This is a genomic window from Mycetocola tolaasinivorans, assembly GCF_003667565.1.
In the GTDB taxonomy this organism is placed as follows: domain Bacteria; phylum Actinomycetota; class Actinomycetes; order Actinomycetales; family Microbacteriaceae; genus Mycetocola; species Mycetocola tolaasinivorans.
In genome coordinates this window covers 108,026-130,894 of sequence record NZ_RCUX01000009.1, presented here as the reverse complement: position 1 = coordinate 130,894, position 22,869 = coordinate 108,026, and the positions used below count along the sequence as shown (strand labels likewise).

At 64.9% G+C, this 22,869-nt stretch carries 17 protein-coding genes; 14 read left to right on the top strand and 3 right to left on the bottom strand.

What is annotated here, in order from left to right:
- Positions 1 to 69 precede the first annotated feature (69 nt).
- Positions 70 to 1,632: a Mur ligase family protein gene (locus D9V32_RS12275; RefSeq protein WP_121649209.1), complete on the bottom strand. Its 1,563-nt coding sequence runs from the start codon at positions 1,630 to 1,632 to the stop codon at positions 70 to 72.
- A 105-nt stretch (positions 1,633 to 1,737) separates the two neighbouring features.
- On the opposite strand from D9V32_RS12275, the gene D9V32_RS12270 reads away from it, so the two are divergent.
- The 7 genes from D9V32_RS12270 (at position 1,738) to D9V32_RS12250 (ending at position 10,239) form a co-directional block, all read left to right on the top strand.
- Complete coding sequence (locus D9V32_RS12270; protein WP_121649208.1) at positions 1,738 to 3,213, top strand: M50 family metallopeptidase; 1,476 nt, start codon at positions 1,738 to 1,740, stop codon at positions 3,211 to 3,213.
- A gap of 102 nt (positions 3,214 to 3,315) precedes the next feature.
- Positions 3,316 to 4,482: a flavodoxin-dependent (E)-4-hydroxy-3-methylbut-2-enyl-diphosphate synthase gene (gene ispG / locus D9V32_RS12265; RefSeq protein WP_121649207.1), complete on the top strand. Its 1,167-nt coding sequence runs from the start codon at positions 3,316 to 3,318 to the stop codon at positions 4,480 to 4,482.
- A 186-nt stretch (positions 4,483 to 4,668) separates the two neighbouring features.
- Positions 4,669 to 4,827 (top strand): hypothetical protein, encoded by a 159-nt coding sequence (locus D9V32_RS16270; protein ID WP_183086305.1) that lies wholly within the window; start codon positions 4,669 to 4,671, stop codon positions 4,825 to 4,827.
- A gap of 319 nt (positions 4,828 to 5,146) precedes the next feature.
- Positions 5,147 to 6,610, top strand: a complete 1,464-nt coding sequence (locus D9V32_RS16085) for a P-loop ATPase, Sll1717 family (protein ID WP_147440472.1) — start codon at positions 5,147 to 5,149, stop codon at positions 6,608 to 6,610.
- A gap of 81 nt (positions 6,611 to 6,691) precedes the next feature.
- Positions 6,692 to 8,467: a proline--tRNA ligase gene (locus D9V32_RS12260; RefSeq protein ID WP_121649206.1), complete on the top strand. Its 1,776-nt coding sequence runs from the start codon at positions 6,692 to 6,694 to the stop codon at positions 8,465 to 8,467.
- Positions 8,468 to 8,602: 135 nt separating this feature from the next.
- Entirely contained in the window at positions 8,603 to 9,202 is a 600-nt protein-coding gene (locus D9V32_RS12255) for an RNA polymerase sigma factor (RefSeq protein ID WP_121649205.1), read from the top strand.
- 38 nt (positions 9,203 to 9,240) lie between these two features.
- Entirely contained in the window at positions 9,241 to 10,239 is a 999-nt protein-coding gene (locus tag D9V32_RS12250) for a CU044_5270 family protein (protein ID WP_183086304.1), read from the top strand.
- 61 nt (positions 10,240 to 10,300) lie between these two features.
- Here the strand turns inward: D9V32_RS12250 and D9V32_RS12245 are convergent, their stop codons facing one another.
- Complete coding sequence (locus D9V32_RS12245) at positions 10,301 to 11,491, bottom strand: MFS transporter (protein ID WP_121649203.1); 1,191 nt, start codon at positions 11,489 to 11,491, stop codon at positions 10,301 to 10,303.
- Between the two features lie 91 nt (positions 11,492 to 11,582).
- Here D9V32_RS12245 and D9V32_RS12240 point away from each other — a divergent pair, with 91 nt between their 5' ends.
- Together D9V32_RS12240 and D9V32_RS12235 are read left to right on the top strand one after the other, a co-directional pair.
- Positions 11,583 to 12,074 (top strand): winged helix-turn-helix transcriptional regulator, encoded by a 492-nt coding sequence (locus D9V32_RS12240; RefSeq protein WP_121649202.1) that lies wholly within the window; start codon positions 11,583 to 11,585, stop codon positions 12,072 to 12,074.
- A 119-nt stretch (positions 12,075 to 12,193) separates the two neighbouring features.
- Entirely contained in the window at positions 12,194 to 15,604 is a 3,411-nt protein-coding gene (locus tag D9V32_RS12235) for a DUF5107 domain-containing protein (protein ID WP_121649201.1), read from the top strand.
- A gap of 34 nt (positions 15,605 to 15,638) precedes the next feature.
- Here the strand turns inward: D9V32_RS12235 and D9V32_RS12230 are convergent, their stop codons facing one another.
- Positions 15,639 to 16,505 carry an AraC family transcriptional regulator gene (locus tag D9V32_RS12230; RefSeq protein WP_183086303.1) on the bottom strand — a complete coding sequence of 289 codons (867 nt, stop codon included), beginning with the start codon at positions 16,503 to 16,505 and terminating at the stop codon, positions 15,639 to 15,641.
- Positions 16,506 to 16,665: 160 nt separating this feature from the next.
- Between D9V32_RS12230 and D9V32_RS12225 the strand changes: the two genes are divergently transcribed.
- From D9V32_RS12225 to D9V32_RS12205, 5 genes are read left to right on the top strand one after another with little or no spacing between them, the layout of a single operon-like run.
- Positions 16,666 to 17,955 carry an ABC transporter substrate-binding protein gene (locus D9V32_RS12225; RefSeq protein WP_121649199.1) on the top strand — a complete coding sequence of 430 codons (1,290 nt, stop codon included), beginning with the start codon at positions 16,666 to 16,668 and terminating at the stop codon, positions 17,953 to 17,955.
- Positions 17,952 to 18,857 carry a carbohydrate ABC transporter permease gene (locus D9V32_RS12220; protein ID WP_121649198.1) on the top strand — a complete coding sequence of 302 codons (906 nt, stop codon included), beginning with the start codon at positions 17,952 to 17,954 and terminating at the stop codon, positions 18,855 to 18,857. The genes D9V32_RS12225 and D9V32_RS12220 overlap by 4 nt, the downstream gene beginning before the upstream one ends.
- Entirely contained in the window at positions 18,854 to 19,759 is a 906-nt protein-coding gene (locus D9V32_RS12215) for a carbohydrate ABC transporter permease (RefSeq protein WP_121649197.1), read from the top strand. Before D9V32_RS12220 ends, D9V32_RS12215 begins: the two co-directional genes overlap by 4 nt.
- A 10-nt stretch (positions 19,760 to 19,769) precedes the next feature.
- Complete coding sequence (locus tag D9V32_RS12210; protein WP_121649196.1) at positions 19,770 to 21,926, top strand: alpha-galactosidase; 2,157 nt, start codon at positions 19,770 to 19,772, stop codon at positions 21,924 to 21,926.
- On the top strand, positions 21,913 to 22,827 hold the full coding sequence (locus tag D9V32_RS12205; protein WP_183086302.1) for an aldose epimerase family protein: 915 nt from the start codon (positions 21,913 to 21,915) through the stop codon (positions 22,825 to 22,827). The genes D9V32_RS12210 and D9V32_RS12205 overlap by 14 nt, the downstream gene beginning before the upstream one ends.
- Positions 22,828 to 22,869: the final 42 nt, after the last annotated feature.

The window sequence follows — 22,869 nt, the reverse complement described above, 5'->3', positions numbered from 1 at the left end:
GTCTACGCAGAGGGGCCGCTCATATCCGAATGGATGTGAGCGGCCCCTCTGCGTAGACGGCTGCGGAACCTAGGCGTCGTAACCGTGCTCACGCAGCGCGCGCCGTGACTCCTCGGCCACGTCGAAGGGGCGCTCGACGCCGTCGACATCTCGGTAGTCCTGGGAGGCGAGACCGCACCACAGGATGGTGTCGGTGGCACCCGCACGCTCGATCGCGGCGCGAATTGCCTTCTCCGGTGTCGCAACCTCGAGGATGTGATCGGCGGTGGTGCGGGTGCGGGCACCGGCGATGAGCGCGGCGCGGATCTCGCCCGGGTTTTCCCGTCGGCTGTGATGGTCGGTGATGATGAGGAGGTCGCTGCCCGCGGCGGCCGCGGCACCCATGTCTTCGCGCTTGCTCGGATCACGTTCGCCATCGGCACCGGAAATCATAATGACCTTGCCCGCGGTGACCTGGCGCACGGCGTGCAGCGACTTCTCGATGGCGTCGGGGGTATGGCCGGAGTCCACAAACACGGTGGGGCCGCTCTCACCGGATACCCGCACCAGACGGCCGGGAAGGTGCGCGTCGATCTGGCCGTCGGCCGCGAGGGCACTGCCGATGGTCGCGAGGGAGAGCCCCGCCTCGGCGAGCATCGCGATTGCGAGGCCGGCGTTGGAGGCCATGTGCGCGCCGATCAGCGGAATCCGCGTGCGCAGGGCACCGAGTGCGGGGTGATCCACCCGGAACTCGGTGAAGCGTGGGTTTTCGTTCTCGATGGTGACCATCCAATCGGCCACGATGCCCGGGGTAAGGACGCCGGTGGTGCCGATGGTTGTGACGGGGACGGTGGCCTGATCGCGCACGGTGAGACCCGCGGGGGTATCGAGGCACACCACGGCGCGACGCGCATACTCGGGGGTGAACAGCTCCTGCTTGGCGGCCAGGTAGTTGTCCATGGTGCCGTAGTCGTCGAGGTGGTCGTGGCTGAGGTTGGTGAACCCCACCACGTCGAACGAGACGCCGTCGATGCGGTGGCGGGTGAGGGCGTGCGCGCTGACCTCGATGATCGCGGCGTCCACGCCGGCCTCGATCATGGTGCCGAGGAGTGCGTGCACCTCGGGGGCCTCGGGGGTGGTGAGATGGCTGATCACGGCCTGATCGCCGATGCGACGCTCGGCGGTGGAGCTGAGGCCGGTGATCAGGCCCAGCTGACGCATGATGGCGTCGAGGAAGTGCGCGGTGGAGGTCTTGCCGTTGGTGCCGGTGATACCGAGGGTGAGGGCGTGCAGATCCGCGGTGCCGTAGACGCGACTCGCGAGCTTGCCGGCGAACTCACGCGGGGAGACCGTGCTGACCAGCAGCGGTAGGTCCACGCCATTTTCACGAATGAGAGCGGCACCGGCGGCATCGGTGAGGATCGCAACCGCGCCGTTTGCGCGGGCCTGCTCGGCGAATGCGGCACCGTGGAACCGCGCGCCGGGCACGCCGAGGAACAGATCTCCGGGCTCTACCTCAGCGGCTGACATGCTCACACCGCGGGCGCTCAGCGCCGGGTCGAGTGCGTCGAGGCCGGGTTCGCCGGGGAGGAGGGGCACGATCTCGCTGAGGATATCGGCGAGGGGCAGGGTCAGGCGCTGTTGGGGTCTCACCCCCCTATCGTCTCACGATTGCCGGGGCAGACCAGAGTCGACGCATAAGAAATGGCCAGCGGATCACCCGGGTTTTCCCAGGCGGGTGAGGGGTAGGGTAGGGACGTGATTACGGTCTTGCTCTATATCCTCGGCATCGTGGTGATCCTGATCGGTCTCGCGATCTCGATCGGACTCCACGAGGTCGGACACCTCGTGCCCGCGAAGCTCTTCGGCGTGAAGGTCACCCAGTACATGGTGGGCTTCGGCAAGACCGTGTGGTCCCGGAAAAAGGGCGAGACCGAGTACGGCGTAAAAATGCTGCCGCTCGGCGGATACATCTCGATGATCGGAATGTTCCCACCCGGAAAAGACGGCCAGGTGCGCGATTCGAGCACCGGTTTTCTCCAGACCCTGTCGGATGAGCGCCCGGCGGCGCTGCGCGGACACGGGGCGGCCGAAACCGAGACCGCTGCCGTCCACGACGCCGGTGCTGCGCTCGCCGCGGACGCCGAATCGCCCGCGGATGCGGGCACCGAACCGACCCAGCGCCGCTTCTTCGGCCAGCTGGTTCAGGATGCCCGGGAGTCCAGCGCCGAGACCATCGGCGAGGGCGAGGACCACCGCGCGTTCTATCGTCTGCCGGTGTGGAAGCGGATCATCATCATGCTGGGCGGGCCGCTGATGAACCTGTTCCTCGCGGTGCTGTTCATGTCGATCGTGGTGATGGGCTTTGGCCTGCCGCAGTCCTCGACCACCGTACAGACGGTGAACGCCTGCGTTGTGCCCGCGGGCAGTACCGCCACCGACTGTGGCCCGGATTCGGCCCCCTCGCCCGGTGCCGAAGCCGGCCTCAAGCCCGGCGACAAGCTCATTTCGCTGGGTGGCACCGCCATCACCTCCTGGGCTCAGGCAACCGAGATCATCCGTGTTTCTCCCGGGAAGACGCTCGACCTCGTGGTCGAGCGCGCGGGGGAGGACGAAACCCTGAAGCTGACCCCGCTGCTGACCAAGCGCTACGTGCTGGATGCCCAGAACCGTCCGGTGAAGGACGCCGATGGGAAGCTCGAAACCGAGGAGGTGGGCTTTGTGGGTATCGGCCCGGGCACCGAAACGGTGCAGGGCTCCTTCGGCGACGTGTTCCCGCTGATCGGGAACAACATCGGTGCCGTCGCGAACACCATCATTCACCTGCCCCAGCGCCTCTACGACGTGGCCGTGGCCGCGTTTGGCGGAGGTGAGCGCGACCCGAACGGCCCGCTCAGCGTGGTCGGCGTGGGCCGCATCGCCGGTGAGGTGGTCTCCAACGAGGGTGTGAGCGATGCCAATAAGGCGGCGTTTGTGTTCAACCTGCTGGGATCGCTGAACGTCGCGCTGTTCGCGTTCAACCTGATTCCGCTGATGCCGCTGGACGGCGGGCACGTGGCCGCAGCCCTCTGGGAGGGCCTGCGTCGTCGCCTCGCAAAGCTCTTCGGCCGGCCGGATCCCGGCCCGGTGGACGCGGCAAAGATGATGCCGCTGACGCTGCTGGTCGCCGGGTTCTTCGGCATCATGACAGTGCTGCTCGTTTTTGCCGACCTGGTAAACCCCGTTCGCTTCTGATTCGGATGGTGTTCGGGTGGCGTTCGCGCTGAGCGAGCACAACCGCCCCCAACCTGAGTGCCACCGGGGAATTTAGCGGGTGCGAGGGCGTAAGATAACGACGTGGCTGCAATTAATCTAGGTCTTCCCAAGGTCCCCGAAACCCTCGCTCCCCGACGAAAGTCGCGGCAGATCAAGGTCGGTAAGGTCCTCGTGGGCGGTGACGCTCAGGTGAGCGTCCAGTCGATGACCACAACCCCAACGACCAACATCAACGCAACCCTGCAGCAGATCGCCGAGCTCACCGCGAGCGGATGCGACATCGTGCGGGTTGCCGTGCCGAGCCGGGACGACGCCGCTGCGCTGCCGATCATCGCGATGAAATCGCAGATCCCGGTCATCGCGGACATTCACTTCCAGCCGAACTACGTCTACCAGGCCATCGATGCCGGTTGTGCCGCGGTTCGCGTGAACCCGGGCAACATCCGGAAGTTCGACGACCAGGTGGGCGAGATCGCTCGCCGTGCCAAGGCCGCCGGGGTGTCGCTGCGCATCGGTGTGAACGCCGGATCGCTCGACCCGCGCCTGCTGCAGAAGTATGGCAAGGCCACCCCCGAGGCGCTCGTGGAGTCGGCCGTGTGGGAGGCCAGCCTCTTCGAGGAGCACGACTTCCACGACTTCAAGATTTCGGTCAAGCACAACGACCCGATCGTTATGGTGAAGGCCTACCGTCTGCTCGCCGAGCGGGGAGACTGGCCGCTGCACCTCGGTGTGACCGAGGCTGGCCCCGCCTTCCAGGGCACCATCAAGTCCGCGACCGCGTTTGGCATCCTGCTGGGCGAGGGCATCGGCGACACCATCCGCGTCTCGCTGTCGGCCCCGCCGGCCGAGGAGGTCAAGGTGGGTCTGCAGATCCTGCAGTCTCTGAACCTGCGTGAGCGCAAGCTCGAGATCGTGTCCTGCCCGAGCTGTGGCCGCGCCCAGGTGGACGTCTACACCCTCGCCGAGCAGGTTACCGAGGGCCTCAAGGACATGAGCGTTCCGCTGCGCGTGGCCGTGATGGGCTGCGTCGTGAACGGCCCCGGTGAGGCTCGCGAGGCCGACCTCGGTGTGGCCTCCGGTAACGGCAAGGGTCAGATCTTCGTCAAGGGTGAGGTCATCAAGACCGTGCCCGAGGCCCTCATCGTTCCGACACTGATCGAGGAGGCCAACCGCCTCGCCGCCGCTATGCCGGTGGCCGAGGGTGGCGGCACCGGTAACGTGCAGGTCATGGTGGGCCCCAAGGGCTAACCCCTCGTCTCATCGCGAAACCCGCGCTCTCCTCGGAGGGCGCGGGTTTTCCGATTCTGGGGCGAGTCCAACCAGTCGCGGACGTTGTAGGACACTTGCGACCCTATTTCGGATCTTGTTCTGCCAGTGTGCATAGGCTCAGGGGAGGCGCCCGTCTCGCTCGGTAGACGGGGCGAAGGGAGAACCATGGAACAAGCACGGCGTGAGCCCGCGCGTACGGGGCAGGAATGGATGGAGTTCCTCATGGAGGGGAGACCCGAACCCGATCACGAGATCACCGCGGACGAGGTCAACCGAATGACGCTGCGCCGGATGTATGAGGAGTACACCCGTCCGCACGAATAGTCGACGCTTAGGAACTTGTTTCGAGGGAGCCATGAGCCGCCTAGACGAGTCTTATTGCGGACAGCTCTAGATAACTCTTCTCAAAGAATAGCGGCGAGACGACAGCGTTTCTAAGCCTCATTCATGACTATTCCTGAACTGTTCTGAGCGAGCTTGTCCGCGTGGATATGAACCCAGAAGCATCGTCATCGACAGCCTAGAATCATTCAAGTTGGAGAATCTTGGAGTCATGCCAGAGCACTGAACTCCATAATGGGTCAAAATTTGTCGCTCGTTTGGGTGATGCAGAAAGCTGCGTGAAATCAGTAATCTCGACATCATGCCTTCTAAACCGCCCCCCATGCGAAACCTAGCGTTCGGAGAACTCGCCGCTGCAGACGAAGCAGTTAACGACAGAAATATGGTTATACGAGGGTATCTAGATTTCAAAGAAGCGGCCTACCATATTTCTACGGGTAAGACTTGGTACTTACTTGGTTCAAAGGGGGCAGGAAAGAGTTCCGTTTTTGAGCATCTAAGGCTGAAATGGGAAGGCTCGCACAACCAGTTTTTTGTTGGTCTGGACCTCAAGAATTTTCCAGTCGCGGATGTGTCGAACATACAGACTGGCCAATCCGTCGGATCCTCAATGCGTATTCAATCGGCGTGGGAATTCGTCCTTTTGTTGAAACTGATCGAGTCGATCAATCGTGACAATGGGAAGGAGTTCAACAGCGCATTCGATAACATGTGCCGTGAGTTTGAGCGCGCGGGGCTGATCTCACCTGATCTTAATCGTAAAGTGACTAAATGGGCATCCACTGGCTTTGATCTCGAGTTCAATTTTGGGTTCTTGAAGGCAGTGGTGGGACGAAAAGAACGAGTGCAGATAATGGATTTGCTCGCCGTGATTTACGACATCCTCAAAAACGTATCCACAACGAGCAGACACGTTGTTGCAGTAGACGGCTTAGACTCGTTTTTCCTTGAGGCGGATGACAATAACGGATCACTCGCAGGACTGATTCATGCAATTGAAAACGTAAATCGAACAGTCCACTCGGAATCAAGAAGAACTAATGTCATTGCAGCAGTAAGAACCGAACTTTTTGAGAATATCGAAAGTACCGATTCAAACAAACTGAAGAGCAGATGTATATATCTTGACTGGAGCGCATCGGGATTTGACGCCACAAATGACCTCTGGGCGTTGGTTGACAAGAAAATCCAAGTCGACAATCCAGAGGTCAAAAGCGTCGTTGCTACATATCTGAGTACTGACATTGGACAAGGACCTTACAATACAGTGCCAGAGTATCTACTCTCTAACACTAGGTTGTTACCTCGAGATTTGATCGCACTGATGAAAGAAGTACAGAAGGAGCATCCTGGTTCTGCCCAGGCAACGGAATCTGCTGTTGTTCAGGCCGTTCGAAAATACTCGGAGCAGTACTTTGTTGGGGAGATACTGAATAATCTGCATGGAATTCTTAAGAAAACTCCAGATCGTCCGAAAATAGTGCGTTCCTTTATGGCTGGACTATCGAGCCTGGATAACGCCGTTTTTTCATTGCACGGCTTGCAACGAGAAATTGATCACGGGGTAAGTGAGAGCGACACGATTCTGCTCTTGGAACAGCTCTATGAGATTGGAGCTATAGGAAATCGTATTGAAAACGCCGATGGATACGCGCGTACTAACTTCAAATTCCGTCGTTCAAACTCGATCACTATCAATGTCAGGCGTCCGATGATGCTTCACAATGCACTAATCGTCGCTTGGAATTTGAGGCGCAGCGGTTAGAAAACTGCCTGCACCATCTCCGCAAGAAACCTTAAAGGACTATTGCTCGCTGAGCGCACCCCGGGGCGCTAGCATGGGAACGTGGTTACGCGACTTTCAAACTATTTCCTTCGTACGCTCCGTGAAGACCCCTCCGATGCGGAGGTGAAGAGCCATCGACTGCTGGTGCGCGCCGGATACATCCGACGCCAGGCTCCGGGTATCTTCGCCTGGCTGCCACTGGGCCTCAAGGTTAAGGCGAAGGTCGAGGCGATCGTCCGCGAGGAGATGGCCGCCGCCGGTGCCCACGAGGTGCACTTCCCCGCGCTGCTGCCGCGCGAGCTGTATGAGGCCACCGGCCGCTGGGAAGAGTACGGCGACAACCTCTTCCGTCTGCAGGACCGCAAGGGCACCGATATGCTCCTTGCCCCGACCCATGAGGAAGCCTTCACCGCTCTGGTGAAGGACCTCTACGGCTCGTACAAGGACCTCCCGGTCACCCTGTACCAGATTCAGGACAAGTACCGCGATGAGGCACGGCCCCGCGCCGGTCTGCTGCGCGGCCGCGAGTTCACCATGAAGGACGCCTACTCGTTCGACCACACCGACGCCGGCCTCGAGGCCAGCTACCAGGTGCAGCGTGACGCCTATGAGCGCATCTTTACCCGTCTGGGTCTCGAATACGTCATCGTGCAGGCCGACGCCGGCGCGATGGGTGGCTCACGCTCCGAGGAGTTCCTGCACCCGACCGTCATCGGTGAGGACACCTTCGTGCGCTCCGCCGGCGGTTACGCCGCCAACGTTGAGGCCTACGTCACCGAGGTGCCCGCCGAGATCGCGATCGAGGGTCAGTCCGCCGCTGAGGTGTTTGATACCCCGGACAGCGAGACCATCGACAAGCTCGTGGCCGCCGCCAACGCCGACCACCCCCGCGCCGATGGCCGCGAGTGGACCGCCGCCGACACCCTGAAGAACGTCGTGCTGAAGCTCACCAACCTCGACGGCTCGACCGAGCTGCTCGTGGTGGGTCTGCCCGGCGACCGCGATGTTGACCTCAAGCGCGTCGAGGTGGCCGTGGCCCCCGCCGATGTTGACCCGGCCGAGGCCGAGGACTTCGTCAAGAACCCGGGCCTGGTCAAGGGCTACATCGGCCCGTGGTCGCCCGCCGGCGCCGTGCTCGGTGAGGAGTCCGCCACCAAGATCCGCTACCTGCTCGACCCCCGCGTGGTGTCCGGCACCAGCTGGATCACCGGTGCCAACGAGGCCGGAAAGCACGTGTTTGGCCTGGTGGCCGGCCGCGACTTCACCGCCGACGGCACCATCGAGGCCGCCCAGGTTCTCGCCGGTGACCCCGCACCCGACGGCTCCGGCCCGGTCGAGCTGGCTCGCGGTGTCGAGATCGGCCACGTCTTCCAGCTCGGACGCAAGTACGCGGAGGCCCTGGGCCTCAGGGTGCTGGATGAAAACGGCAAGCTCGTGACCGTCACCATGGGCTCCTACGGCATCGGTGTGACCCGTGCGCTGGCCCTGCTGGCCGAGCTGAACTCCGACGACAAGGGCCTCGCCTGGACCCCGGAGATCGCACCGTTCGACCTGCACATCATCGCCACCGGGAAGGACTCGGCCGTCTTCGACGCCGCAGAAACCGCCGTGGCCGACCTCGAAAAGCACGGCTTCGACGTGCTCTTCGACGACCGTCCCAAGGTCTCCCCGGGTGTGAAGTTCGGAGACGCCGAACTGCTGGGTGTTCCCACCATCGTGATCTTCGGCCGCGGCGTTGCCGACGGCGAGGCCGAGCTGTGGGACCGCCGCACCGGCGAGCGTACCCCGATCAAGATCGAGGAGCTCACCGCCGCCCTGGTGGCCGCCCGCGTCTAGTTCCGTACAACACCACACCGCCGTATCCGCCACGGATGCGGCGGTGTGGTGTTTAGTGTGAGACGATCCGTGGGGTTTGGACACTACGGGGTATGAACGCACACACAAGAAGTATCCGCGGGAGGGGGAAATCCTATGACGGACACCAGCGTGCTTGACACCGCGCCTGCCGCGGGTCATACCCACGGCCCGCCCGACCCCGTAGACGCCCTCCGTGCTGGCGATAGATCCGCATTTGATCGGATATATCGCACGCATGGGAGCGCCGTCTATCGGTATGCCTGGCGCATGCTCGGTTCCGAGCAGGACGCAGAGGAACTCACCCAGGACGTCTTCGTCCTCGCCTGGGGTAAACGCACCACCATTCGCGTCGTCGACACCTCCGTGCTGCCCTGGCTTCTCGTGGCCTGCAGGAATCTGGGACTCAACCGCATTCGGTCACGCGGCGCTGCCCGCGCCCGGTTCGCCGAAAGCCTCGATGAGCGCACCCACCCGGCGGTGCCCTCCGCCGAGCAGGAGGCTCTGGATGCCGCGCTTGCGACCGAGATTCAGGCTGCGGTTGAGGAGCTTTCGGGCATTGACCAGATGCTCTATCACCTGTGTCTCGATGAGGGCATCAGCTACGATGCGGCCGCCCGTGCACTCGGTACCACCACCGGTGTTGTCCGTAACCGCCTGTCGCGGTTGCGCCAGAAACTTCGTCTTCGTCTCAGCCCGATTGGGGAAAACTCGTGAACTCACACCTCGGACCATCGCCCGACCGTATCAACCGCATGCATGCGCGCATCACCGAGCGCACCACTGCTGAGCGCACCATTCCCAAGCCCGCTGTGGCGCCGGCACAGGGCCGAGTGCTGAGCCCGCGTCGCCCGCTGGTCTGGGGTGTGGCCGCGGCCCTCGCCGTGACTGGCCTCGTTGCCGCCGATGTGGTGTTCACCCCCGGTCAGCAGGGCGTGGAGGCTCGCGCCGCACAGGTGCTCGAACGCGCTGCCGAGGCTGCCATTTTGAGCACCGATCTCGTGGTGGGGCCCGGCCAATTCCTGAAAATCGTTCAGGAGGGGTTTAACTATCAGCGCCCTTCGGATATTGTCACCGATGAGGGACACTGGATCCAGGGCAGCAAGTCGGTGTTCTACATCCCGGCCGATCGCGGTGGGGACTGGATGATCGTCCGAACCGAGCTACCACCGACTGATTTTCACGGTGGACCCGAGGCACGTGCCGACGCTGAAGGGAGATATCAGCGTATGACGGAACCCGGTTCGGTAACCCACGGGGTGTTTACCGCAACGCTTGGCGGAGGTGTGTATCCCGCGCCCTCGGCCGCTGACTTTTCCGGATATTCGCGCGATCCCGACGCTCTGTACCGCTATTTCGACGAGTCCGTTGAGGGTTCGGGATCACACGAACAGGCGATGTGGGTGGGTGTTAATGATCTCGTACGGGAACCTGCGGTTCCCGCAGACCTGCGGGCGGCTCTGTTCCGAGTCCTCGCCCGGATCCCCGGGGTCGAGGTGCAGGAAACCGGTGTGGAGATCGCCGGTCAGGCCGGTGTTGCATTCTCCCGGGTAGACGCCGGTTCGGGGGGAAAGTCTCGGGAGGAACTGATCGTTGACCCCGCAAACGGACGGGTGATCGGTTCGCGAGATGTACTCCTAGAGGATATGCCCCTGCTCTATGCTCCGGCCGGAACCGTGCTCTTCAGCTCGGTGACCACTACCAGCGTGATAGATCACCTGCCGGACCCGGCAACCTTCCCGAACATCGACTAGGTCCAAGATACGCTGCGGCCGCCGCTCCCCGGGGAGCGGCGGCCGTTTTGTGTCCGTGTGGCTACGCGGTGACCTCCGCCGGGGCGCCCAGGCGGCGGGCCGAGAACATCATCAGCAGGAAGATGACCGTGTAGGAGACCGCGCCCACCAGCAGCGCGGCACGGATGCCCGAGCCCGTGGTGATCGCGCCCAGGATGGGGGCGGCACCGCCCTGGAAGACGTACCCGATGAGGTAGCCGCCGGAGACCATGCTGGCGCGATGCTTCGGGGCCGCGTAGCGGGTCAGGACGGTGAGGCCGGCGGTGAAGGAGAGCCCGTAACCGAGCCCGGCAAACGCCGACGCGATGAAGTACAGTGCGAGGCTCGCGACGCTGCCGGTGAGGTCAAAGAGCCAGAGACCCACGATGAGCGTGATGCCGGCGGTGAAGATGAGCGTGCGGGTGTTCCAGCTGCGCGTGAGGAGGGAGCCCGCGGCCACCATCACCGGGAAAATCGCCATCAGCGCACCGGTGACCAGCGCGTTGGTGGATCCGGCGAGGGTGTGGGCGATCTGTGCGCCGAGCGGCAGGATCAGGGCACCGCACAGGTAGGCGGCGCTGATCGTGATGGCCCCGATGCCAAATAGGCCGCGAGACCCCTTGGGGATGGCGATGGGGCGCACGCGCCATCGGCCGGTGGGCTCGGTCGGGTTGTGGCGGGGGAGCGCGAACGCAAAGCCCATCACCACGGCGGTAACCGCGGCGAGTACGAAGAAGTTCAGGTGCAGCGGGAAGGGTGCGTACTGAATCAGCGCGCCACCCACCAGGGTGGAAAGCGCGAGCCCTACCGCGGTGGCCGTGGTGGTGATCGAACCCGCGCTGGCCTTTTTCTCCGGCGCGGCAAACTCCACCATGGCCACGCTCGCCGGGCTGAGCGCGAGGCCCACGCCGGCACCGATAAACAGCCGGGCGATGATCAACCAGGCGTACCCCGGGGCAAACGCGAATACCAGCGTGCCGACGATCTGGGCACCGAGGCCCAGCAGGATGGTGTTTCGGCGGCCGATGTAGTCGGAGAGGTTTCCGAAGAGCACCAGCACGACGATCAGCATGGCCGGGTAGGCCGAGAAGATCCAGGTGGCGTCGGCGGAGCTGATGCCCCACTGCGCCTCGTACAGCGGGTAGGCGAGGGTGGGGGCGGCGCTGGACCAGAGCGCGAGAGCAGCGACGGCGGCCGCGGTCCAGAACCCGGCGCGTGGGGAGAGGGTGGGCATGTGTGGTCCTTTGAACACGAAAGCTAAGTAGTAAAATAAAACCTAGACCCCTAGGTAGATTTTTGCAACTCAGGTGGGTAAACTTTTTGCCATGACCGGTTACACCGAGTACTCAGAACCCACCCTCGATCCCGAACTCTGCCCCGTCTACCGGAGCTTGGAGATCGTCGGCGATCGCTGGACCATGCTCATCCTGCGCCGCGCCCTGCTGCGCGGCACCACCCGGTTTGCCGACTTTCGAGACGGCCTGCACATTGCCCCAAACATCCTTACCGACCGCCTCGGCAAGCTCGTGGAGGAGGGGATCATGGAGCGCCACGGCTACCGCGAGCCCGGCTCGCGCGAGCGCTTCGAGTACGTCCTCACCGAGGCCGGGCGAGAGTTCAACATGCTCGTGAGCGCGCTCGCCGGATGGGGTGCCAAGAATCGGCCGCTCGAAAACAGTCGCGAGGTGGCCGCGTACACCACTGATGATGGTCGGCGGGTCGAGCTGGCATACGTCACGCCGGAGGGTGAGCGGGTTGACCCCGCACGGGTCTCCACGCGCAGGCGTGACCTGGGAAATCTCACAAATAACCATTGAATCACGCAGTATTCGCCTAACGGTACCGGAACCATCCGGAAAGTAGATCGGCGAATCGTCCAGGTACCGCATCGGAACGGGCATGGTTATTACTCCGTGCGCGCCCTAATCTCCTGGGTATGAGCCACACGAACCCCCGCTTTCCGCTTCCCGAAAAGCCCTCCGACCAGCGCAGCGCCGCGGTTGCCGGATGGAGCGAATCGGTTGAACTGCCCACCTACCTGCCCGGAACACCCGAGCGCCTGCCCGCGTTCCTCGAGAATCGCGTCTACCAGGGCTCCTCGGGCCGCGTCTATCCGCTGCCGTTCATCGAATCGGTGAGTCACGAGGCCACCACCGAAACCTGGCAGGCCCTGCACCTGGAAAATCGCTACCTGCGCCTGGTGATCCTGCCCGAGCTCGGCGGCCGCGTCCACATTGCCGTGGACAAGCTCACCGGTAAGGATCTCTTCTATCGCAATGACGCGATCAAGCCCGCCCTGGTGGGTCTCGCCGGCCCGTGGATTTCCGGCGGCATCGAGTTCAACTGGCCCCAGCACCACCGGCCGGGTACCTTCCTGCCGATGGACTGGAGCATCGAACACGAGGAGGATGGCTCGATTACCATCTGGTGCTCGGATCACGACCCCTTCGCCCGGATGAAGGGCATGCACGGCATTCGGCTGCGCCCGGACAGCGCGGTGATCGAGGCGCGCGTGCGGGTGTTCAACCGCACCGATACCACCCAGACGTTCCTCTGGTGGGCAAACGTCGCGGTTCGCGTGCACGATGAGTATCAGTCGTTCTTCCCGGCCGATGCCCACGTGGTGGCCGATCACGCCAAGCGCGCTGCCACCGCGTTCCCCGCTGCCGACGAGCCCTACTATGGCATCGACTATGCGGCCCGGGCGCGGGTCGGGGATCCCGAGTTCATCGCCGAGGACGCCGACCGCATCGACTGGTATCGCAACATCCCGGTGCCCACCTCCTACATGTGCGTGGCCAGCGGCGACGACTTCTTCGGCGGCTACGACCACCACACCGGCCTGGGCTTTGCCCACATTGCCGACCACCACGTCTCACCCGGAAAGAAGCAGTGGACCTGGGGTACCGCGCCGTTTGGCCGCGCCTGGGATGCCAACCTCAGCGACGACTCCGAGCCCTATGTGGAGCTCATGGCCGGGGTGTACACCGACAACCAGCCCGACTTCACCTTCCTCACCCCGGGGGAGACCAAGACCTTTAGTCAGTACTGGTTCCCGTATCACGGCATTGGGCCGCTGACCCAGGCGAACACCGAGGCCGCCATCCGGCTGACCGTTTCGGGCGAGGGCGCGTCCCGTGAGGCCACCATCGGGGTCGCCAGCACGAGCGTCCGCGCGTCCGCGCGGATCGCACTTCAGGATGAGGCGGGTACCGAACTCTGGGCTACCGAAACCGCGCTGGAGCCGGGAAAACCGCTGCTCACCACCGTGCCGGTAACGGCCGCGGGCGACCTGCGCGTGGTGCTGTTTGGCACCGATGGATCGAGCGTACTCGAGGCCTCGACGGAGTACCGAGACGCCTCCGCCGACGGCTTCGAGACCGCGACCGAGCCCCCCGCCCCCGCCGAGATCGAGTCGGTGGACGAGCTGTACGTGACCGGCGTGCACCTGGTGCAGAACCGTCACGCCACCCGCTCGGCCGAGCCCTACTTCGAGGAGGTGCTGCGCCGCGACCCGAGGGACTCCCGCAGCAATGTTGCCCTCGCGAGCCTGCGCCTGAACACCGGTCGTCTGGCCGAGGCCGAGTCCCTGCTGCGCACCGCGATTGCGCGGCAGACTCGCCGCAATCTCAACCCCGTTGATGGCGAGGCACTGTACCTGCTCGGCGTGGTGCTCGTGGCCCAGGGGCGTGATGTCGACGCCGAGGAGGCATTCGGAAAGGCCGCCTGGAACTTCGCCTGGCGCAGCGCCAGCCATCTGCAGCGTGCGCGGATCGCCGCGCGAGCTACCCGGTGGAACGATGTGCGTGAGCACGCAGAGATCGCCGCGCGCTTCGATACCGATAACCTGCAGGCCCTCGCCCTGCGCGTTCTCGCGCTGCGCCACCTCGGTCGTGCCGAGCGCGCCGCCGAGGTACTGGCTCAGGCGCGCACGCTCGATCCGCTTGACGCCTGGCTGCGGGACCTCGAAGACTCGGCCGCCGTGCCCACCGCCCGGGACTCTGGCCTGAGCGACGCGGGAATTCTGCGCGACGTGGCGGGGGAGTACGCGACGCTCGGCCTCGCCGAGGATGCCCTGCGCGTCTACGACCTCGCCCAGACCGCCGCCCGAGTGCGACCCGTGGAGGGTGCCGGAGACCCGGCCGTGCTGATCGCGTACTATCGCGCAGAGCTCCTCGAAGCCCTCGGGCGCACAGCCGAGGCCGCCGTGGCGCTTGCCGACGCCCGCACCCTCCCGATGGATCGCGGATTCGCCGCCTCCCTCGCCGACGCCCAGCTGCTGGAGCGACGCATCAGCGCCACCGATGATGCCCGGGCTCACGCCCTGCTCGCGCACTGGCTCTACTTCCACCGCCGCTATGCGGAGGGTATCGCCGAGCTGGAGCACGCCGAGCGGATCGCCCCGGGTGATCCCGTGGTGCTGCGCGGTCTGGGCCTCGCCGCCCACAATGTGCTGGGTGATCCGGCGCTCGCCGTGCGGTACTACGCCCGTGCGGTGGCCGCCGATCCGGGCGACCCCAAACTGCGCTACGAGGCCGATCAGCTCGCCCGCCGGGTGGGTACCCCCACTGCCGAGCGGCTGGCCGCACTGGCCGCGGCCGGGGAGGGCGCGCGTGACCGCGACGACCTCGCACTCGCCTACGCCGAACTCCTGATCCTCGAGGGTCGGGTGGATGAGGCCGTGACGCTGCTCTCCACGCGTTCCTTCAGTCCCTGGGAGGGCGGTGAGGGAGAGACCATCCGCGTGTGGTCGCTCGCCCAGCGGGAAATTGCGTCCCGCGCGCTCGCCGCGGGAGACACCGCGGCCGCCCTTGCCGCGCTGAACAGCGTGGTGACGGTGCCGGCAAACCTCGGGGAGGCACCGCACCCGCTCGCCAATCGTTCGGATCTTTACCTTGCGCTCGGCGACGCGCTCGCCGCCGCCGGGCGCGAGGCCGAAGCCGCCGAAGCCTGGCACACCGCCGCGCACAGCGCCGGCGACTTCACCACCATGCTCGAGGTGCCGCACTCGCCGATGACGTACTACTCGATTCGCGCGGCCGGCCGTCTCGGCGAGGCCGGTCTGGCCGAACGCCTGACCCGGGAGCTCGGTGACTACGTGGCCGTGACGCGGCAGACACCGGCGAAAATCGACTACTTCGCCACCTCTCTGCCCACGATGCTGATCTTCCATGAGGACGTTCAGCAGACCCAGGACAACCTGCTCGACCTGATCGAGGCTCAGCTCGCGCTCCTTGCGGGAGATGTCGCCCGGGCCGAGACGCTGCTCAACGAGCGTGCGGCCGAAGACCCAGCGAACGCCCTAGTGCGTGCGCTGCGCGGAGATCTGGCGACGGTGGCCGCCTAGCGACGACCCGATCCACCCCGTTCGAATACCGCGATCAGCCCTTGTGCTGGTCGCGGTATTCGCGCGGGGTGATCCCGTGTGTCTTCTTGAACTGCCGGGTGAAGTACAGGGCATCGGGATATCCCACCTCGGCGGCGATCGCCGAAACCGTAGACCCGGTGGTGTCCAGAAGCTCGAGGGCGCGACCCATTCGCAGCATCGTTTGATACTGCAGCACCGGATACCCCATCTGCTTGCGAAACAGCGCGCTGAAGTGTGAGGCGCTGAGCGAGGCCATCGCCGCGAGATCCGGCACGCTGATGCGATCGGCCATGTGGGCCCGGAGGTAGTCGACGGCACTCGCGATCACGTCCTCGCGCTGCCCGGGCTGCGAGCGTTCGGCCGCCAGCAGCGTGAGCGCGTGCCAGGCGGCCCCCGATGCGGCGAGCAGGCTCGTGGTGGTCGAGTCTCGCTCCATCCAGGCCAGTACCTCGGCCATGAGTGAAACGATCGGATAGAGGTCTCGCGGGTGTCGTACCGGGGTGGCCGCGGTGATGTCGGCGACACGCAAGAACGCGGCGACCTCGGGGCCCGCCACATGGAACCACCACAGCGTCCACGGATTATCCTCATCCGACCCGTACGAGTGCGGCATTCCCGGGGGCAGAATGACGACCTGACCGCGCTCGACGTCAAAGCGTCCAGCCTCGGTCTCACACCAGCCGGCACCGTCCACACAGGCGAGGACAACGGCCTGCGGGATCGGGGCGATCCGCCGCCGGCCGTGCGATTGCGCCTTAGGGAAGTAGCCGCAGTCGGTCACAACCAGCCTGAGCGAGCCCTCCTGCTGGAGGAACTCGCGTGCCCGCGGTCGGGGCAGGACGAGCATTCGCTGGCCGGGAAATCCATCGGGAATGAGCATGCGAGAAGTCTGGCAAAGGATCATCGAAATGTCCATATAGTTCGCGGCTTCCTTCTACGCCGCGCGGTTGTAGGAGCCTAAATTGGACTCATTCGGTCGTAGAATCAGTCCGCTGCGAACACGGCCGGCCGTGAAATCCCCCAATGAATTGGAGTCAAAGATGACCCGTAAGCACACTCGATGGCTCGGTGCCGTGGGCAGTACCGTCCTCGCGACCGCACTCCTCGCCGGATGCGTGGCCACCGGAGGCGAGGCCCAGGGACCGAAGGAAGGCCCCGACTCCGACGGCCCGCTGATCCTCCAGTCCCGTTTCACCGATGCGGAGAAGGGTGGCCTGGAAAACCTCGTCAAGATCTTCAACGACAAGGGCGAGGGCACCGTGAAGATCAACAGCATTCCGACTTCGACCTTCAACCAGCAGCTGCCGTCCTACCTGACCTCGAAGAATCCGCCGGATGTCTACACCTGGTATGCCGGACAGGCCACCCGCGACTTCGCCGACCAGAACCTCCTGCTGAACCTCGACAGCGTGTGGGACACCCACAAGGGTGATTTCCCCGAAAACCTGGCAAAGCTCAGCGAGGATTCCAAGGGCACCAAGGTCTTCATCCCCACAAACAACTACTGGTGGGGCGTCTACTACTTCAAGAGCGACTTCGAAAAGCTCGGCGTGACCCCGCCGAAGTCCTGGGATGAGTTCCTCGCCGTATCGACAAAGATCAAGGGTGAGGGCGTGACCCCGGTCACGATGGGGCTCAGCGATAACGCCTGGCTGGCATCCGCCTGGTTCGACTATCTCGACCTGCGTATCAACGGGGCCGAGTTCCATCAGGACCTCCTCGCGGGTAAGAAGTCGTATGACAGCCCCGAGGTGAAGAAGGTGTTTACCGCGTTTGGTCAGGTTCTGCCGTTCATGGACCCGGCCACCCTCGGTACCACCCACAACCAGGCGATCAGCGACTTCTCGCAGGGCAAGGCTGCCATGTACCTGCTCGGTGCCTGGGCCCAGCCGGCGATCCCCGCGGACAAGAAGAATGACCTCGCGTTCTTCCAGTTCCCGATCATCGACCCGTCGGTGCCGATCGCCGAGGAGGCGCCGACCGATGGCTTCATCGCGAGCGTCAAGACCACCAAGCCCGAGCTGGCCAAGAAGTTCCTCGACTTCATCGCGAGCGCCGAGGCCCAGACCGAGCTCGCCAAGGGGCAGGACGGCACCGCACTGCCGGCGAACCTCCGGGCCACCGTGAACCTCGACGCCCTGGCCACCCAGGGTAAGGAGATGATCCAGTCGGCCAAGGCCGTCACGCAGTTCTACAACCGTGACGCCGGGGACGCGCAGCAGACCCCCGCCGACACCGCACTCACCTCCTTCATCGCCAACCCCGGCAATGTCGACCAGATCCTGAAGACCTGGGAAGACGCCGCCCAGAAGATCCGAGCTAATTCGTGACAACCAGTACTCCGGTACGCGAGCGGCGGCGGATCAAGGTTCCGCCGCCGCTGGTCTTCGTACTCGTCCTCGTTCCCTTTCTGATTGAAGCGGTCGGCGTGTTTTGGCCGGCCATCCAGGGCATCTCGCTCTCGTTCCTGCGCTGGAACGGGATCGGCCCGGCCACCTCGGTGGGTGTGCAAAACTACACCGACCTCTTCTCCGACCCGATCTTCCTGACCGCGCTCAAGAACACCGCGATCTGGATCGTCCTCTTCGGTGGAATCTCGTTTGTCGCGGGCCTCGGCGTGGCGCTCCTCTTCCAATCCGAGCGTCGCGGAGTCGCGATCTACCGCACCGCAATGTTCCTCCCCATCGTGTTCTCCCTGGTGGTGACCGCCCTGATCTGGGGCGCGTTCTTCCAGCCCAACGGTGTGCTCAACAACGTGCTCGACGCGGTGGGCCTGCACGACTGGACCCGCGTCTGGCTCGGCGATCCCGATACCGCCCTCTACGCCGTTATTATCGCCGCCCTCTGGCGCGAAATCGGCTACGTGATGGTGCTCTTTATCGCCGGTCTCAAGGCGCTCGACCCCTCGGTTCAGGAGGCCGCCCGCGTGGACGGAGCCTCGGCCTGGCAGCGCTTCCGCTTCGTGACCCTGCCGCAGCTGCGCAGCGTCATCATGGTGGTCATCTCGGTGCTCCTCATTGACTCGCTGCGCTCCTTCGACATCGTCTGGGCAATGACCGGTGGTGGCCCGTTCCACTCGACCGAACTGCTCAGCACGTACATGTTCTCGACCGCGTTTAGCGCCCACGCCCTCGGCTACGCCTCCGCGATTGCCGTCGTGATCTTTGTGCTTGCGATAGCCGTGATTATTTCCTACCTTGTCCGTGCCCTGTCCGAGGAGAAGGAATCATGACCTCAACCACCGCCTCGCGGCGCGTCGCGGAAACCCCCGCAGCCTCAGCTCCTCGACCCGCGATCCGCCGTGGATCGCGTCGCCGTCGCGCCGCCACCGCGGGATTTCACACCACCGGAATCCTGATCTCATTTGCCTGGTTCCTGCCGATCCTCATCGTGCTGATCACCTCGTTCCGCACGTTCGATGACGTGGCCAAGCACGGCATCGCCAGCGTCCCGAAATCGTTCACCCTCGACACCTACGTGCAGGCGTGGAACCAGGGCGGGCTCTTCCCCGCCCTGGTGAACTCGATGATCGTGACCATCCCCACGGTGATCCTCTCGCTCCTGCTCGCCGCTGCCGCCGCGTTCGGGCTCAGCCGATTCAAGATTCCCTTCCGTCGCACGATCCTGCTGATCATGCTTGCCGGAAACCTCCTGCCCGTTCAGATGCTGCTGATCCCGGTGACACGAATCACTCAGCAGGTCGACATCTACGACACCCTCGGTGCGCTGATCGTCGTGCAGGTGGCCTTCGGGCTCGGGTTCTACACGTTTGTGCTCTACGGCTTCATGCGTTCGATTCCGCATGAGCTTCAGGAGGCCGCGACCCTCGACGGGGCCGGGGTGGGCCGCATCTTCATTCAGGTGATCCTGCCGCTGACGAGGCCCGCGCTGGCCGCACTCGGCGCGCTCTCGTTTACCTGGATCTTCAACGACCTGCTGTGGTCGATCACCCTGTTGCAGAGCTCGGAAAAGCTCCCGATTACCGCAGCCGTGCTCTCCCTACAGGGGCAGTACGTGTCGAGCTGGTCGGTAATCGCCGCGGCAACCGTGGTGGCCGCGATCCCGTCCACGATCGTGTTCCTCATTTTCCAACGCAGCTTCATCGGGGGCCTTGCCCTCGGCTCGGTCAAGTAGGTAGGTAACCATGTCTTCTCCCGAATCCGTCTATCTGCGCGCCGGTGGCACCGGTGTGATCATCTCGCTCGCGGATGCGCGCCTGCCCCGCATCCTGCACTGGGGCGAGGATCTGGGCCCGCTTGGTGCGGGTGAAATCGCCGCCATCGCGCACGGCGCACTGCCCGCGGTGGGTGACAGCCCCGTGACGTATGCGCAGCCCATCCCGGTGCTTGGCCAGCTCGCCGAGGGGTGGATGGGGCGCCCCGGCCTGGTGGGGGACAGCTCCGGGCAGCGCTGGGCGGCGAAGTTCGCCCACGTGAGCGCGCGCACCACCTCCACCGATACGGCCGAAACGCTGGTGGCCGAGGCACGCGATCCCGAGTACGGGCTGAACCTGCGCATCGAGATTGAGGTGCTGCACGCGAGCGGGCTGATTCGTCAGCGCGCCACGCTCACAAACGCCGCCGCCGAGACCTTCCGCGTGGACGGTCTTGAGCTCGCCCTGCCCGTTCCCCAGGCCGCTACCGAGGTGCTGGATCTCACCGGGCGCTGGTCACTCGAACGGGTACCGCAGCGCCGCGAGTTTCACGTGGGCGAGTGGGCCCGCACCTCGCGCGGAGGAAAACCCGGGCTCGAACACACGCTGCTCCTGGCCGCGGGGGAGCCCGGGTTTGGGTTCCGTTCGGGCCGGGTCTGGGCCACCCACCTCGGGTGGAGCGGCAACCAGACCCTCGTCGCCGAGCGCACCCCCGCGGATGTGCGCCGCCTCGCAGCGAGCGAGGTGCTGGCCTCGGGCGAGGTGGAACTCGGCACCGACGCGAGCTATACAACCCCCTGGCAGTACGGTGCCTGGGGCGAGGGTCTGGACGCCCTCGCCGCGCGCTTCCACCGCCACCTGCGCGCGCTTCCGTCGTACCCGCGCTCGCCGCGTCCGGTCATCGTCAACACCTGGGAGGCGGTGTACTTCGATCAGGATCTGGACACCCTGATCGCCTTCGCCGAGGAGTCCGCACGGATCGGGGCCGAGCGCTTCGTCATCGATGACGGCTGGTTCCTGGGCCGCCGAGATGACACCACCTCGCTGGGCGACTGGATCGTGGATCCCGCGGTGTGGCCCACCGGGATCGAACCGCTGGTGGATCGCGTCGAGGAATTAGGGATGGACTTCGGGCTGTGGTTCGAGCCCGAGATGATCAACCTGGACTCCGAACTCGCGCGCGAGCATCCCGAGTGGATCTTCGATGCCGGTCACGGAGTGGGGCTACCCTCGCGATACCAGCACGTGCTGGATCTCGGCCATCCCGAGGCCTACGCCCTGGTGCTTGAGCGCGTGTCGGCCCTCATTACCTCGCTGCGGATCGCGTACGTCAAGTGGGATCACAACCGCTACCTGCTGGATGCCGGCCACACCGCAGATGGTGGCCGACCGGGACTGCGCGCGCAAACCCTCGCCGCCTACGCGCTGATGGACGAGCTGGCGGCGCGTCATCCCGGCCTCGAAATCGAATCCTGCGCGAGCGGCGGCGGACGCATCGACCTCGGCGTGCTCGAGCGCACCCAGCGCGTCTGGCCGAGCGACTGCAATGACCCGCATGAACGCCTCGAAATCCAACGCTGGACCTCGCTGATCGTGCCGCCCGAGCTGCAGGGAACACACATCGGCGCGGAGGAATCACACACCACACACCGCTCGCATCCGCTCAGCTACCGCGGGGAGAAGGCGCTCTGGGGCCACCTCGGTGTCGAAACCAACCTCATCACCGCCGACGAGGAGACCAAGCGTGGTGTGGCCGCCTGGGTCACGTTCCACCGCGCGCATCGGGCACTGTTGCACGGCGGCACGGTGGTTCATGCCGATCTTTCGGAACCCGCGGCCCGGCTCGAGGGCGTGGTGTCGCCCGATGCCGAAGAGGCGCTGTTTGCGTTCTCGATCACCGAGCGACCGCGCACCTGGCCGGTGGGTCGGATCGGGTTCCCCGGGCTCGATGACGCGCGCCAGTACCGGGTAGTTGCGGTGTATCCCGACGGTACCCGCCCCGGCGGTGCCCAGCCGCCCTGGCTGGAAACGGGCGTGAGCCTCGGCGGTCGTGCACTACGTCTCGTGGGTCTCGAATCGCCGTCACTGGATCCCGATCGCTCGCTGCTGTTCCACGTCGTCGCGGAACCAGCCGGTGACGACGCCTAGCCCGATTATCCTCACCCGGAGGGATGGTGGCGCGCTCGTGCGCGCCACCATCTCACCCGTGGGGGCGAGCCTGCAGGGGCTCAGCGTGGCCGGGGTCGAGCTCGTGCGCGGGAGCCTCGATGCGACCCCCGTGGAATCCTCGGGCATCACGCTGGTGCCCTGGCCCAATCGGGTGCGGGCGGCACGCTGGGAGTGGAAGGGGCAGGAGCAGGCTCTGCTCCCCACCGAGGCCGGCACCGCAAACGCGCTGCACGGGCTCTTGGCCGCGACCGATTATGCGATCGCACGGCATTCGGAGGGGGCGGTGCTGTTGACCGCGCGAATCGACAACGCTCCGGGATACCCGTTCGCGCTCGATGTGAGCGTCGAGTACCACCTGGCGGCCGACGGGATTCGGGTGAGCCTGAGCGTGCACAATCGCGGTGGTGAGCTCGCTCCGGTTGGACTCGGTGCCCATCCCTACCTGCGCCTCGGGGATACTCCGGCGGCGGAGCTGACACTGAGTGTTCCGGCGGAGCGCGCCCTGCTACTCACTCAGGATCATCTGCCCGCAGCGATGGTCTCGGTCGCGGGCACCCCGCTGGATCTCCGGGAGGGTCGGCGGGTAACCGAGAGCCCCGCACACCTCGGTTTTACCGCGCTGCGCGCCGAGTCCGGGGCGGTAACCAGCACGCTTTCGGGGCCGATGGGGAGGGCCGAGCTGTGGATGGATCCGCGTTTCCGCTGGCTGCAGATCTACCTCACCCGCGAGTTTCCCGGGCTCGCGGATGATCAGCTGGCGATCGCCGTGGAACCGATGACGGCCCCGCCGGATGCCCTCAACAGCGGGATCGACCTCCACCTGATCGCACCGGCTGATACCTGGAGTCTCGACTGGGGCATTCGTTTCGTTCCGGCCTGAGCCGGGCATCGTGACTTCGCTGACCCGCGGGCGTTGCGCCCT